Genomic DNA, 14,070 nt, shown 5'->3' with positions numbered 1-14,070 from the left:
GGGGCTGCATCCACCGCTCCGCACCGGCGGACATGTCGACTCGTCCACAGCTGCGTACACAGCTGGGGACAGACTCACACAGGTGTAGTTACGCGCGCGGATGATCCGTCACACGCGTCCCAGCCCGGGGAAACGCCCAGGTCAGAGCGATACGGGCCGGTCCCGTCCCTCCACATCCGGTGGACAACCCTGGGGGCGGGGCGCCATGTCGACCTGTGGACGGACGCGATCGGCTGTGCACATGGAAGGACCCCCGTCCTCCCCACCCCTCGCAGGCTCGGGGCGGGACCCGGGACGGGGGCCACAGAACGACGAAGGCCCCCGTCCCGGCAGGGACGAGGGCCTCGGCCCCGTTCAGGGGCCCGCGCTGAGCGAGCGAAGCGTGGGGGGAACGGGGTGCTTCTTCAGCGCCAGCGCATCGACATGACCAGGCCGGCCACCATGGCGCCGAAGCCGATGGCGAAGTTCCACGCCCCCAGCGAGACCATGAACGGGATGTCGTCGCCGGCGATGTAGAAGACGACGATCCACAGCAGGCCGAGCAGCATCAGCCCGATCATGAGCACGACGTACCAGCGGGGGCTGGGCTGCGCGATGCGGGCCTGCTCCGCCGACCGCGCCTGCAGCACACCCTCGGGGGGCGTGTAGACCGATTTCTTGCGCACCTTCGACTTGGGCACGTACCTGCTCCCTCCGGGTGGCCGGGTGCGTCCTCACCGGCCGCGACGGAGTCCAGCCTAAGCTGTGGCGGGAGCACGGCGACGCCGCCACGGTGGCGGCGTGCCCGATGACCGTCGTCCCGCCCCGATACGCCGGAGGTGCCCGTGGCCCGTCTGTCGGCCTGGGGCGCCCTGGTGCCGGTGGTGGCGATGGCTGCCGGCGTGCTCTTCGCGACCTCCGGACGGACCGCACAGGGCACCGACCTGCGCGCCGGCGAGGTCACCGAGCTCTCCGCCCTGATCCGCGAGCGCGACGACGCGATCGCCGATCAGGAGCGGCGCCTGGCCCAGCTGCAGCGGCGCTCCGAGCTGCTCACCGAGCAGGCCGCGGCCCGCGACGGCGCCGTCGCCGAGGCGCGCACCGCGGGCGAGCAGGGCGTCCCCGCCGCCGGGCTCTCCGCCGTCGGAGGCACCGGCCTGCAGATCACCCTCGACGATGCCCCGCGCCGGCCCGACGGCACCCTCCCGGTGGGTGCCCGGCCCGACGACCTGGTCATCCACCAGTCCGACGTGCAGGCGGTCGTCAACGCCATGTGGGCCGCGGGCGCCACCGGGGTCGCGGTCATGGACCAGCGGCTCATCGCCACCAGCGCGGTCCGCTGCGTCGGGAACACCCTGCTGCTGCAGGGGCGCACCTACTCGCCGCCCTTCGTCGTCACCGCCGTGGTCGACGCCGCCGCGGCGCGGGAGGAGCTGGCCGACTCACCGCAGATCGCCGTCTTCCGGCAGGTGGTGGACGCGTTCGGGCTGACCTACGAGGTCCGCGAGCAGCCGCAGGTGGAGCTGCCCGCCTACGATGGGCCGCTCACCCTGCAGCACGCCGTCGCAGGCTGAGCCGCAGCGCCCGACAGAGCCGACATCCGGGAGAACCGTGCCCGCCGAGAGCCACCCCGCCGGGACCGCCGACGGGCGTCCCGTCCTCGTCGTCGACAACTTCGACAGCTTCGTCTACAACCTCGTGCAGTACCTCGGCCAGCTCGGGGTGCGCTGCATCGTGCGGCGCAACGACGCCGTCACCGGCGAGGAGCTCGCCGACCTCGACGTCGCCGGTGTGCTGCTCTCCCCGGGCCCCGGGACCCCTGCGGGGGCCGGCGTGACCGTGCCCATGGTGCGCGCTGCGGCCGGGCAGGGCGTGCCCGTGCTCGGGGTGTGCCTCGGGCACCAGGCGATCGCCGAGGCGTTCGGTGGCGAGGTGGTGCGCGCTCCCGAGCTGCTGCACGGCAAGACCAGCCAGGTCGTGCACGACGGCACGGGCGTGCTCGCGGGGCTGCCCTCGCCCTTCACCGCCACCAGGTACCACTCGCTCGCCGTCGACGCCGCCACGGTGCCTGACGAGCTCGAGGTCACCGGACACACCCCCTCGGGCATCGTGATGGCCCTGCGCCACCGCGAGCTGCCCATCGAGGGCGTCCAATTCCACCCGGAGTCGGTGCTGACCGAGGGCGGTCACCGCATGCTGGCCACGTGGCTGACCTCCTGCGGGCTGGCACCCGATCCCGCGGCCCTGGAGGCGGCCTCCGCGGCCGCGGAGCGGCTCAACGCGGCCACCGCCTGACCGCCCGGCGCGCGGAACGTCGAAGGGCTCCTCCCGGATCGGGAGGAGCCCTTCGTCGTGGTGCGGAGGTCCGGCTATCCGCCGCCGGTGCCGCCGGTGTCGCCCGCGCCGCCGCCGGGACTGTCGGTGCCCCCGGTGCCGTCACCCTCGTCGTCGTCCCCGGTGTCGGCCGGCTCGTCCGGTCCGGCGACCAGCAGCACGATCGTCTCGGTCGCCGGGACGGTGGTGCCGGGTTCGGGGTCGGTGGTCAGCACCGTGCCCTCGCGGACCGAACCGTCGTTCTCCGTGGGCTGCTGCTGGATGTCGGTGAACCCGGCGGCCCGTAGGTTGGCCTCGGCCGCGCTCGGCGACTGACCGCGCACGTTGAGGACGACGATGTCGCCGGGGCCACCCGAGACCTGCAGCACGATCCGGGTGTCGGCCGAGGCGGCGCTGCCACCACCGGGGGTGGTCGCCACGACGGTGCCGGGCGGTTGGTCCGAGTCGACCTGCTCGGTGTTGATCTGGGCCTCGCTGAAGCCGGCCGCGGTCAGCACGCCGCGGGCGTCGGCCTCGCTCCGGTTGCGTAGATCGGGCACCTCGATCGAGCCGGTGGAGATGCCGAGGACGACGGTGCCCTCCGGAGGCACGGCCTGGCCCTCATCCGGGGTCACCTCGGCGACGGAGCCCGGGCGCTCGAGGGACTCGACCTCCTCCACCTGCACGGTCCCGTCGAAACCGGCTGCCTGCAGGGCCGCACGGGCCCGCTGCTCGTCGAGGCCGATGACGCCGGGCACCAGCACGGTGTCGGGCGCGACGCCGACGACCAGGTCCACCGCCGTCCCCCGGGCGACCTGGGCACCGCCGGCCGGGTCGCTGTCGAGCACCGCGCCGAGCTCGGTGTCGACGGTCGTCACCCGCGTCGTGACCTCATCGGCCTCCAGACCGGCGTCGGTGAGCGCGGTCCGCGCCTCGGCCTCGGGGAGGCCCCGCAGCGGCGGCACCTGGACCTGGGTGGCGACCGGGTCGTCGGCGGGGTCGTCCCCGCCCATCGACATCGCGGCAGCGATCGCCCCGCCCAGGAGCAGGACGGCCAGGACGGAGACGACGGCGATGATGATCCGGCGCTTGCGGCGCTGGGCCTGCTCCTCCTCGCCGTCCCAGTCGTCGTAGCCGGCCGGGACGGCGCCGATGATGGCGGTCTTCTCCGCGTCCCCCATGACGGGGGTGGCCTCGACGCGCTGGCCGGCCAGTGCGCGCAGCAGGTCGTTGCGCATCTCCGCGGCGGACTGGTAGCGGTTGGCCGGGTTCTTGCTCATGGCCTTGAGCAGGATCGCGTCGAGCTCGGCCGGGACGGCGGGGTTGATGGACGACGGCAGCCGCGGGTCCTCGCGCACGTGCTGGTAGGCCACCGAGACGGGGGAGTCGCCGGTGAAGGGCGGCGCGCCCGTGGCCAGCTCGTAGAGCAGGCAGCCCAGGGAGTAGACGTCGGACCGGGCGTCGACGCTCTCGCCGCGCGCCTGCTCCGGCGACAGGTACTGGGCGGTCCCTATGACGGCGGCGGTCGACGTCATCGTCGCGGCGGAGTCGGAGACCGCCCGCGCGATGCCGAAGTCCATCACCTTGACGGTGCCCTGGGGGGTGATCATCACGTTCCCGGGCTTCACGTCGCGGTGCACGATGCCGTTGCGGTGGCTGAAGTCCAGGGCGCCGCTGATGTCGGCGGCCAGGGTCATGGCGCGTTCGGGGGAGAGCGCGCCCTCGCGCCGCAGCACGTCGCGCAGCGTCTCGCCCTCGACGTACTCCATGACGATGTAGGGGGTGGCGCCGAGCGCGGTGCGGTCCTCCCCGGTGTCGTACACCGCGACGATGGCCGGGTGGTTCAGCGAGGCCGAGGCCTGCGCCTCCCGGCGGAAGCGGACCTGGAAGGAGGGGTCGCGGGCCAGGTCGCTGCGGAGTACCTTGACCGCCACCTCGCGTCCGAGCCTGAGGTCGCGGCCGAGGTGCACCTCGGCCATACCACCGCGGCCGAGCACCCCGCCGATCTCGTAGCGCTCGCCGAGCACCTGCGGCGTGGTCATCGGAGGTCCTCTCGAACTGGTGCGTGCGTCGTCCGGGAACCGGGCGCGGCACGCGGGCAGCGGGCGGGGCGCGCTGCGGGCAGGATGCCGTCGGCGAGCCTAGCGGCGGGACGCCGCGCTCCCGGGTAACCGGGAAGGGTCAGCCAGATCACCCGGTCACTTCCGCAGCAGCCGCCTCAGGAGGGTCCGCCCCCACGTCGCTGCTGGTCGGCGTGGCCGTCGGGGTCTCCTCGTCGCCGGGCTGGCCGGGCAGCGTGGTGGCCGTGGTGGACGGCTCGGTGCTCGGGGTGGGGCTCGGGGTCGGGGTAGGCGCGTCGGTGGTCGGCTGAGCGGTCGGGGTCGGCTCGACGGTCGGCTCGGGCTCGGGCTCGGGCTCGGGGGCGGGAGCGGGTGCTGACTGCTCCGGCTCCTCCTGCGGCTGCGGCTCCTCCTCCCCCTCGACCGTCCAGCCGTCCTCGGCGACGGTGAGGACCACGGTGCTCCCGGCCGGCACGGTTCTGCCGGCCGGCGTGATGGCGGCGACGGCGTTCTCGTCGAGGTCCATGCCCAGCTCGGCGAGCGTCGCGTCGTCGGCCGACGCCCGCTGCACGACCAGGTCGAGGCCCTCCAGCTCGGCGGCCACGTCGTCGGCGTCCTCACCGATGTAGGCGCTGGCCGGACCGATGACCACGCCGGCCGCGGGCGCCGTGGTGTCGCTCGTCGTCCCCGTCGGGGTGGCGGTGCGGCCGCCATCGGTGCCGCCGCCCTGGTTGATCAGCAGCGCGGTGCCTCCGCCGACCAGCAGGAGCACGACCAGCGCCACCAGCAGCCACGCCCAGCGGCGCCGCCTGGCGGGTGCGGGGCCGTCGTCGTGGGCCCTCCAGTCGTCGTCGTCCGCCGGCCCGTGCAGTGGGGGCATGGCGGCCGGACCGGTCGTGGGGGAGAGGGCACGGGTACCGGTCAGCGCGCCGGTCTGCGCGGCCAGGACCGTGGTCCGGCCGTCGGCGAAGCCGCCGCCGACGACCTGGGTCGGCGCCGTCGCGGGGCCCACCGGCGCGAGGGTGCCGCCGGCGGCGACCCGCCGGACGGCGTCGGCGAAGGCCCCGCCGTCGGGGAACCGGTCGGCCGGGTCCTTCGCCAGCGCCCGCTCGACCAGCAGCCGGACCGCCGGCGGGACCTCGGCCGGGAGCGGCGGCGGGGGGCGGTTGATGTGCGCGAGCGCGATGGCCACCTGGGAGGTGCCGTCGAACGGCCGGCCGCCGGTCAGGCACTCGTAGGCCACGACGCCGAGGGAGTAGACGTCCGAGGAGGCGTTGACCTCCATGCCCTGGGCCTGCTCGGGGGAGAGGTACTGGGCGGTGCCCACCACCATGCCCGTGCGGGTCAGCGGCGTGGCGTCCCGGGCCTGGGCGATGCCGAAGTCGGTCAGCTTCACCACGCCGTCGGGGCGCACCATGAGGTTGCCCGGCTTGATGTCGCGGTGGACGACGCCGGCGCGGTGCGCCGCGGACAGCCCCTCCGCGGACTGCTCGAGCACGTGCAGCGTCCAGTCGACCGGCAGCCGCCCCTCCTCGTGCAGGATCGTCACCAGGGGCTGCCCCTCGACGAACTCCATGACCAGGAAGGCCAGCTTCTTGGTGCCGGTGTCGTCGACGGTCTCCCCGTAGTCGTAGACCGAGGCGATGTTCGGGTGCGACAGCGCCGCGGTGTGCCGCGCCTCGTTGCGGAAGCGGGCCAGGAAGCTCGGGTCGTCGGTGTACTCGCTCTTCAGCACCTTGGCCGCGACGACGCGGTCGAGCACCTGGTCGCGGGCCTTCCAGACCTCGCCCATGCCGCCCACGGCGATCGGGGCGGTGATCTCGTAGCGGCCCGCGAGCAGGCTGCCGGTGGCCAGCGTCATCAGCCCTCCTGCCCGTCGAGGTAGGCCTCGATGACCCGGCGGGCGATGGGCGCGGACACGTCCCCACCCGTCCCTCCACCGTTGCGGACGAACACCGCGACGGCGATCCGGGGCTCGTCGGCCGGCGCGAAGCCGATGAACCAGTTGTGGTCGGGGCCGGCGTTCTCCGCCGTCCCGGTCTTGCCCGCCACCTGGACGCCGGAGATGCGGGCAGCGCGACCGGAACCGTTCGCCACGACGCTGGCCATCATCTCGGTCAGCTGGTCCGCGATCGCCTCCGACACGGGCTCGGCGAACACCTCGGGGTCGGTCTCGTCGATGACCGTGAGGTCCGGGGCGAGCAGCTGGTCGACCAGGTAGGGCTTCATCAGGACGCCGTCGTTGGCCACCGCCGCGGCGATCATCGCCGCCTGCATCGGGGTGACCTGCACGTCCTGCTGGCCGATGGAGCTGACGCCGAGCTCGGCGTCGTTCTCGATGTCCCCGACGGTGCTGCCCTCGACCTCCAGCGGTATCGAGAAGCCCTCGCCGTCGATCCCGAACGCCTCGGCCATGTCGCGGACGGCGTCCTCGCCGAGGTCGATGCCGAGCTGGGCGAAGGCGGTGTTGCAGGAGATCGTGAGCGCGTCGATCAACGGCTGCTCACCGCTTTCGCTGCAGGCCGACCCGTTGAAGTTCTCCAGGTCGGTGGTGGTGCCGGGGAGCTGCAGGATGCGGGGCGCGGGGACGACGGTCTCCGGCGTGTAGCCCTCCTCCAGCGCCGCGGCCGCGACGATCACCTTGAAGATCGAGCCGGGCGAGTAGCGCTCGTCGATCGCCTGGTTGGTCCGCGGGTCGGGGTCGGCCGCCTCGAGCAGGTCCGCTGCGTCGCGCACGGCATCGAGGTCGTGGCCGGCCAGCAGGTTGGGGTCGTAGGTGGGGGTGCTCGCCAGCCCGAGGACGGCGCCGGTGGTGGGGTCCAGGGCCACGACCGCGCCCACCTGGCCCTCGAGGCCGGCCATCGCGGCCTGCTGCACGGCCGGGTCCAGGGTGAGGACGACGTCGCCGCCGGAGGGGTCGCGGCCGGTGAACAGGTCGGAGATCCGCCGCACGAACAGCCGGTCGTCGGTGCCGGCGAGCAGTTCGTTGGCCTCCTGCTCCATGCGGGTGGCGCCGTAGATCACCGAGTAGTAGCCGGTCACCGGCGCGTACAGAGGCCCCTGCGGGTACTGGCGCAGGTACTTGAGCCGGTCGTCGGTGGGCACCGACAGCGCGATCGGCTGGCCGTCGACGACGATCGAGCCGCGCTCGCGGGAGTACTCGTCGGCCAGGACCCGGGTGTTGCGCCGGTCGTCGCGCAGCTCGTCGGAGCGGACGACCTGGATGTAGTTGATGTTCAGGATCAGCAGCGTGAAGAGCACCAGCACGCTGATCGCCACGCGGCGCAGCGGCGCGTTCACGGGGTCACCACCTCGGTCGGCGCATCGGTCAGCCGCTGCGGGGCCACGTGCGGCGCGGCCGGCCGGCGGGCGGCGTCGCTGATCCGCACCAGCAGGGCGACCAGGCCGAAGTTCGCCACCAGCGAGGAACCGCCGTAGGCGAGGAACGGCGTGGTGAGGCCGGTGAGCGGCAGCAGGCCGGTGACCCCGCCCAGGACGACGAACAGCTGCCAGGCCACGGCGAACGAGAGACCGGCCGCCAGCAGCTTGCCGAAGGGGTCCCGCACGATCAGCGAGGTGCGCAGGCCGCGCTCGACGAGGATCAGGTAGACGAGGATCACCGCGGCGAAGCCGAACAGGCCCAGCTCCTCACCGATGGCCGAGCCGATGAAGTCGCTCTTGGCGATGGGCACCGCGTCGGGCCGTCCGCCGCCGAGCCCGGCACCGAACAGCCCGCCGGTGCCCAGGCCGAACAGCGACTGCGCGACCTGGTAGCCCGCGCCGTCGTAGTAGGCGAAGGGGTCCAGCCAGGTGTCCACGCGGGCCTGCACGTGGCCGAAGGCCCGGTAGGCGATCGTCGCGCCACCGGCGAAGAGCACGAGGCCGATGACCACCCAGCTGGCCCGTTCGGTGGCCACGTAGATCATCGCGACGAAGATGCCGAACAGCAGGAGCGAGCTGCCCAGGTCGCGCTCGAAGACCAGGACCAGGATGGAGACGACCCAGACGACGAGAACCGGCCCGAGGTCGCGGCCACGGGGGAACTCCAGCCCCATCACCTTGCGGCTGGCCAGCGCCAGGACGTCGCGCTTGTCCACCAGGTAGGCGGCGAAGAAGACGATCAGGGCGATCTTGGCGAACTCACCGGGCTGGATGGAGAAGCCGGCGACGCGGATCCAGATCTTGGCGCCGTAGACCTCCGACATCGACGCGGGTAGCACGGCGGGGATGGCGAGCAGCACCAGGCCCACCAGCATGAGGATGTAGGCGTAGCGGGACAGGAGCCGGTGGTCACGGACCACCAGGAGCACGGCGATGAACAGCGCCAGCCCGACGGTGGCCCACAGCAGCTGTACGGGGGCGTCGGCGCCGGCCTCGGGGTCGGCGATGTCCAGCCGGTGGATCATCACCAGTCCGAGCCCGGTGAGCACGGCCACGCAGGGCAGCAGGAGGGGGTCGGCGTAGGGCGCGAACTTCCGGACGACGAGGTGCGCGGCGGTCCACAGCGCGGTGAACCAGATGCCGAAGGTGGCCAGCTCCGCGCGCAGCGAGCCGGTGACGGTGAGGTCGACGATGCACTGCGCCGCCAGCGTGACCGCCACGGCGAATGCCAGCAGCAGCGCCTCGGTGCCACGCCGGGTGGGGACGGTCGTGCCGGGGGCGACGCGCGCTTCGGTCGACGGTCCGGCCATCACTCGGCCTCCCGGCAGTCCACCCCCGGCCGCGACGACGACGTCGTCGCGGTCGACGTGCCGGCTGCGGTGGTGCTCTCCGGCGTGCCGGTCGAGCCGGCCCCGTCGGTCGGTTCGTCCTCGTCGGTGGGGCAGAGCTGCAGGCGCTGGTCGCGGAGCGCGGACACGATGCGCTCGGCGTGGTCGGCGTCGTCGGCGGTGATCCCGCCCTGGACCCGGTTGCGCGCCGCCGGCGTCAGGTCCGTGACGGGGAGGCCGGCGGCCTGGTCCACCCGGAAGAGGTCGAGGCCGAGCAGCGAGACGTCGAGCCCGCGGAAGACCGCCACCTGCTCCTGACCCTGCTCCTCGTCGACGCCGACGAACCAGTGCTGCAGGGCCCACACGTAGGTACCGATCGCGGCGGCCGCGAGCACGGCCAGCAGGATCCCCGCCCCGAGGAGGAGTCGCAGCGGGCGGCGGCGGGCGGAGGGGCCACCGCCCGTCGGCGGTGCGGGCTGCGGCGGCGGGGGCGGCGTGGGATCGGCCAGCGCGGCGCGACCGGCCGCGGAGGTGGCGTCGACCTGGCGCTGGCCGATGTGGTCCCCGGCCGCGCCGTCGACGACGGGCTCCATGGGCACGCCGCGGCCGTCGTCGTCCACGACGTCGGCGACGATGACGGTGATGTTGTCGGGGCCGCCGCTGCGCAGCGCCAGCTCGATGAGGCGGTCCGCGGTTGCCTGCGGGTCCGGGTCGGCCAGCGCATCGGCGAGGGTCTCCTCGCTGACGACACCCGACAGGCCGTCGGAGCACAGCAGGTACCGGTCGCCGGCCCGGGCCTCGCGCATGGAGAGGTCGGGTTCGACCTCCTGCCCGTTGAGGGCGCGCAGCAGCAGCGAGCGCTGCGGGTGGCTGTTGGCCTCCTCGGCGGTGATCCGGCCGTCGTCGATCAGCGTCTGCACGAACGTGTCGTCGTGGGTGATCTGGGTGAACTCGCCGTCGCGGAGCAGGTAGGCCCGCGAGTCGCCCACGTGGCACAGCGCCAGCCGTCCGCCGGCGAAGAGGATCGCCGTGAGCGTCGTCCCCATGCCCTCGAGCTGCGGGGAGTCGCGGATGACCTCTCGCAGGTGCTCGCTGCCGTCGAAGACGCCCTGGCGGAGGGCCTGCAGCATGTCACCGGACGGGGTGTCGTCGTCCAGGTGCTGCAGGGCGGCGATCACCACCTTGCTGGCGACGTCGCCGGCGGCGTGGCCGCCCATCCCGTCGGCCACGGCGAGCAGCCGCGGACCGGCGTAGACGGAGTCCTGGTTGTTGCCGCGGATCAGTCCGCGGTCGGATCGCGCTGCGTAGCGCAGGACGAGGCTCATGAGCGCAGCTCCAGCGCGGTCTGGCCGATGCGGATCGGCTGGCCGGGGCTGATCAGCAGCGGCCCCTGGACGCGCTGCTGGTCGAGATAGGTGCCGTTGGTGGAGCCGAGGTCCTCCACGTACCACTGGCCGCCCCGGTTGGTGAGGCGGGCGTGGCGGGAACTCGCGAAGTCGTCGGTGAGCACCAGGGTCGAGTCGTCCGCCCGGCCGATGAGGATCGGCTGCTCGCCGAGGGTGATCTTGGTACCGCTGAGCGGGCCCGCGGTGACCACGAGGGTGCGCGGGCCCTTGCCGCCGCGCTTCTTGCCCGCGGCGGCCGCCCGCGGCGGGACCGACGCCACGCGTCCGGCGCGACCGCCGAACAGGTCGGCCCGCACGACGCGGAACGCGGCGAAGATGAACAGCCACAGCAGGAGGAGGAACCCGAAACGGAACCCCTGCAGCACGATCTCGGCCATCACCCGGTCACCTCGCTCACCATCAGCGACTTCGTGCCCGGTACCGCTGTGCTCATGCGTGACCTCGACGACCCCGTCACGCGCCGTCCCGCCGGTACACCAGCACCGAGTGGCCGATCCGGATGACGTCGCCGTCGGAGAGGGGCTGCCGGGTGATCCGCCGGCCGTTGACCAGGGTGCCGTTGGTCGACCCGAGGTCCTCCGCGGTGGCGACGCCGCCGTCGAGGACGACGTCGACGTGCTTGCGGCTCACGCCGGTGTCGGGGAGCCGGATGTCGGCCTCGGTGCCGCGGCCGATCACGTTGCGCCCGGCGGACAACTCGTGCCGGGTACCGGGGCCGTCGACGACCAGGGCGTGCGTGACCGTCGACCGGCCGCCGGGGCGCAGCGGTGGGGGCCCGACCTTGCCGGTGTCACCCGCGTGACCGCGCAGGGGCGGCAGCGGGGGCAACGGGGGGTGGCCGTTGACCGGCGCGGCACCGGCGGAGGCGAGGTCCGCCCGGGAGCCCGGCGCAGCCGGGTCGGCGACCTCGGAGGACACCTCGAACACCCCGGTGGGGAGGTCGCTGTCGAGCTCGAGGTGCACGCGGACGGCGTCGAAGACCGAGTAGCCCTCGTCGTCGATGTGCTCGGACACCATGTCGGCGAGCTCACCGGCGAGCTGGTCGGACCACTGGCCCAGGTGCTCGTAGTCGGTGTCGCCGAGGCGGACCACGTAGACGTTGGGGGCGAGGATGCGGCCCTCGCCCACGACGGAGCGCTGCTCGTCGGCCTCGCGGGTCAGGGCCTTGGCGATCTCGGCCGGGTGGACCTTGCCCTTGAAGAGGCGGGCGAACGCCAGGCCGACCATGCCCTCGAGGCGCCGCTCGAAGCGCTGGAGCACACCCACGGTCGCTCCCTCGCGCTCGGCCGGACATTCCTGTGCTTCCCGCGATCGTAGCCGGGCGGCGCAGCGGGGTCCGGCCAACGCGCGCCGCCGGACACGTTTGTGCCGGTGGCAGGAGGGTGACCGCACCCCCGGCCCGGCCCGCGGCCCCGGGCTGCTAGTGTCGTCGCTCGCCAGGGCAAGTGGCGGAATGGCAGACGCGCACGGTTCAGGTCCGTGTGTCCGAAAGGACGTGGGGGTTCAACTCCCCCCTTGCCCACCCAGCACGCGACGGGCTCCCCGATCCGGGGAGCCCGTCGTCGTTCCCGGGCAGCGATGACCGGCGCGGGGACCGGACGGCTCAGCGGTCGGCGCGCTGCCGGCGTGCGGCGAGGTCGGCGAACCAGGTGACCGCGGCCGGGTCGTCGACGGCGCCCAGGTTGCACGCCCGCTCCACCGCGACGCCCTGGAAGATCCGCTTGATCGGGACCTCGAGCTTCTTGCCGGTGGTGGTGTGCGGGATCGCCGGCACCTCGAGCACCTCGTCGGGCACGTGCCGGGGCGAGGCCTGGGTCCGCACGGCGGCGCGGATGCGGTCCACGAGGGGCTCGTCCAGCACGGCGCCGTCAGCGAGGCGCACGAACAGCGGCAGCCAGTAGCCGCCGTCGGGCTGCTCGACGCCGAGCACGAGCGCCTCGGCGACCTCCGGCAGCGCCTCGACCGCCTGGTAGATGTCCGAGCTGCCCATCCGCACGCCGTGTCGGTTGAGCGTGGAGTCCGACCGGCCGTGGATGATGCAGCTGCCGCGGCTGGTGACGGTCAGCCAGTCGCCGTGCCGCCACACGCCGGGGTAGGTGTCGAAGTAGGCGTCGTGGTACCGCCGGCCGTCCTCGTCGCCCCAGATCCGCAGCGGCATGGAGGGCATCGGCGACAGGATGACCAGCTCACCCACCTCGTCGACCAGGGGGCGGCCCTCGGCGTCCCAGGACTCGACGTGGCAGCCGAGCTGCCGGCCGGACATCTCCCCCAGGTACACCGGCAGCCAGGGCGAGCCGCCCACCAGCGTGGCGGCGAAGTCGGTGCCCCCGCTGAACACGCGCAGCACGAAGTCGGGCCCCAGCTCGTCGTAGACCCAGCGGAACGAGCCGGCCGGCAGGGGGGAGCCGGTGACCCCCAGGCTGCGCAGCGCGGACAGGTCGTGGTCGCGCGCCGGGTGCAGGCCGGCCTTCTCGCACGCCTGCAGGTAGCCGGGGCTGACCCCGAGGCCGGTCAGCCGGTGCTCCTCGGCCAGCTGCCACAGCCGGTCCACCGAGGGGTACATCGGGTTGCCGTCGTAGAGCACCGCGGTGCCGCCGCCCAGCAGGCCGCTGACCATCCCGTTCCACATGATCCACGTGGTCGAGGTGTAGGACATGCCGCGGTCACCGGGCTGCGGATCGCTCATCAGCCGCTGCGCCGACGCCATGAGCAGGACCCCGCCGTGCCCGTGCACCAGGCCCTTGGGCAGGCCGGTCGTGCCGGAGGAGTAGACGACCCAGAGCGGGTGGTCGAACGGCAGCTGGACCGGCGCGGCCTCGCCCGGCTCGGCCAGCAGGTCCGCCCAGGCCGTCCCGGTGCCGCTCTGCTCCACGCCGGGCACCGGGACGTGCACGACGTCGCGCAGGGTGGGGAGCGCGGCGGCCAGCTCCCCCACCAGCTCGCGGCGGTCGTGGGTCCGGCCACCGAAGCGGTAGCCGTCGACGGCGATCAGCAGCACCGGCTCGAGCTGGGCGAACCGGTCGACCGCGCTCTGCAGGCCGATCTCCGGCCCGCAGGCCGACCACACCGCGCCGATGCTGGCCGCGGCCAGGAAGGCGACGACGGCCTGCGGCACGTTGGGCAGGTAGCCGACGACCCGCTCGCCCTCGCGGACGCCCATCCGCCGCATCGCGGTCGCCACCGCGCCGACCTGCCGCGTGAGCTCGTCCCAGGTCACCTCGGAGGTGGTGCCGTCCTCGGCCACCGCCACCAGCGCGGTCTCCCCGCCGCGGCCCTCGCCGCGCCGGAGGATGTGCTCGGCGTAGTTCAGCCGGGCACCCGGGAACCAGACCGCGCCGGGCATGCTGCGGTCGGTCAGCACCGCGTCGTAGGACGTCCCGGGCGCGATGCCGAAGAAGTCCCACACCTCGGCCCAGAAGTCCTCGAGGTGGTCGACCGACCAGCGCCACAGCGACTCGTGGTCCGGGACCTGCACGCCGTACCGGGATTCGACGCGGCGCGCGAAGGTCGTGAGCTGCGAGCTCTCCCGCCGCTCCGCCGACGGCGCCCACAGCACCTGGCCGGCTTCCGTTGTCCCGAGGTCGATGTCGCCGGTCACGCGGG

The 14,070-nt window shown here is 73.6% G+C and carries 11 protein-coding genes and 1 tRNA gene; 3 read left to right on the top strand and 9 right to left on the bottom strand.

Features of this window, described 5'->3' with window-relative positions; all coding sequences use genetic code 11:
* Positions 1-404 precede the first annotated feature (404 nt).
* Positions 405-680, bottom strand: a complete 276-nt coding sequence (crgA, locus tag RM425_RS00555; RefSeq protein ID WP_311343234.1) for a cell division protein CrgA — start codon at positions 678-680, stop codon at positions 405-407.
* A 144-nt stretch (positions 681-824) separates the two neighbouring features.
* On the opposite strand from crgA, the gene RM425_RS00550 reads away from it, so the two are divergent.
* Both RM425_RS00550 and RM425_RS00545 read left to right on the top strand, forming a co-directional pair.
* Positions 825-1,553, top strand: coding sequence for a DUF881 domain-containing protein (locus tag RM425_RS00550; RefSeq protein WP_311343233.1), 729 nt, complete (start codon positions 825-827; stop codon positions 1,551-1,553).
* Between the two features lie 37 nt (positions 1,554-1,590).
* Positions 1,591-2,274, top strand: coding sequence for an aminodeoxychorismate/anthranilate synthase component II (locus RM425_RS00545; RefSeq protein WP_311343232.1), 684 nt, complete (start codon positions 1,591-1,593; stop codon positions 2,272-2,274).
* Between the two features lie 74 nt (positions 2,275-2,348).
* Here the strand turns inward: RM425_RS00545 and pknB are convergent, their stop codons facing one another.
* The 7 genes from pknB to RM425_RS00510 all read right to left on the bottom strand — a co-directional run bounded on the left by pknB (position 2,349) and on the right by RM425_RS00510 (position 11,733).
* Positions 2,349-4,334 (bottom strand): Stk1 family PASTA domain-containing Ser/Thr kinase, encoded by a 1,986-nt coding sequence (gene pknB, locus RM425_RS00540; protein ID WP_311343231.1) that lies wholly within the window; start codon positions 4,332-4,334, stop codon positions 2,349-2,351.
* Positions 4,335-4,482: 148 nt separating this feature from the next.
* Positions 4,483-6,213, bottom strand: coding sequence for a serine/threonine-protein kinase (locus RM425_RS00535; protein ID WP_311343230.1), 1,731 nt, complete (start codon positions 6,211-6,213; stop codon positions 4,483-4,485).
* Positions 6,213-7,652, bottom strand: coding sequence for a peptidoglycan D,D-transpeptidase FtsI family protein (locus tag RM425_RS00530; RefSeq protein ID WP_311343229.1), 1,440 nt, complete (start codon positions 7,650-7,652; stop codon positions 6,213-6,215). Before RM425_RS00530 ends, RM425_RS00535 begins: the two co-directional genes overlap by 1 nt.
* Positions 7,649-9,043: an FtsW/RodA/SpoVE family cell cycle protein gene (locus RM425_RS00525; protein WP_311343228.1), complete on the bottom strand. Its 1,395-nt coding sequence runs from the start codon at positions 9,041-9,043 to the stop codon at positions 7,649-7,651. The genes RM425_RS00530 and RM425_RS00525 overlap by 4 nt, the downstream gene beginning before the upstream one ends.
* Positions 9,043-10,386 carry a PP2C family protein-serine/threonine phosphatase gene (locus tag RM425_RS00520; RefSeq protein ID WP_311343227.1) on the bottom strand — a complete coding sequence of 448 codons (1,344 nt, stop codon included), beginning with the start codon at positions 10,384-10,386 and terminating at the stop codon, positions 9,043-9,045. The genes RM425_RS00525 and RM425_RS00520 overlap by 1 nt, the downstream gene beginning before the upstream one ends.
* The gene (locus RM425_RS00515) at positions 10,383-10,844 is read right to left on the bottom strand and encodes an FHA domain-containing protein FhaB/FipA (RefSeq protein ID WP_311343226.1); all 462 of its coding nucleotides are present in this window, start codon (positions 10,842-10,844) and stop codon (positions 10,383-10,385) included. Before RM425_RS00515 ends, RM425_RS00520 begins: the two co-directional genes overlap by 4 nt.
* A 76-nt stretch (positions 10,845-10,920) precedes the next feature.
* The gene (locus tag RM425_RS00510; RefSeq protein WP_311343225.1) at positions 10,921-11,733 is read right to left on the bottom strand and encodes a DUF3662 and FHA domain-containing protein; all 813 of its coding nucleotides are present in this window, start codon (positions 11,731-11,733) and stop codon (positions 10,921-10,923) included.
* 173 nt (positions 11,734-11,906) lie between these two features.
* Between RM425_RS00510 and RM425_RS00505 the strand changes: the two genes are divergently transcribed.
* Positions 11,907-11,989 (top strand) — tRNA-Leu (locus tag RM425_RS00505).
* An 81-nt stretch (positions 11,990-12,070) separates the two neighbouring features.
* Here RM425_RS00505 and RM425_RS00500 read toward each other — a convergent pair.
* On the bottom strand, positions 12,071-14,065 hold the full coding sequence (locus RM425_RS00500) for an acetoacetate--CoA ligase (RefSeq protein WP_311343224.1): 1,995 nt from the start codon (positions 14,063-14,065) through the stop codon (positions 12,071-12,073).
* Positions 14,066-14,070 lie beyond the last annotated feature (5 nt).

Origin of the sequence: Blastococcus goldschmidtiae (assembly GCF_031845325.1) — a bacterium.
In the GTDB taxonomy this organism is placed as follows: Bacteria; Actinomycetota; Actinomycetes; order Mycobacteriales; family Geodermatophilaceae; genus Blastococcus; species Blastococcus goldschmidtiae.
Note: the sequence above shows the minus strand (reverse complement) of the source record. Positions and strands in the feature narration are given on the sequence as shown.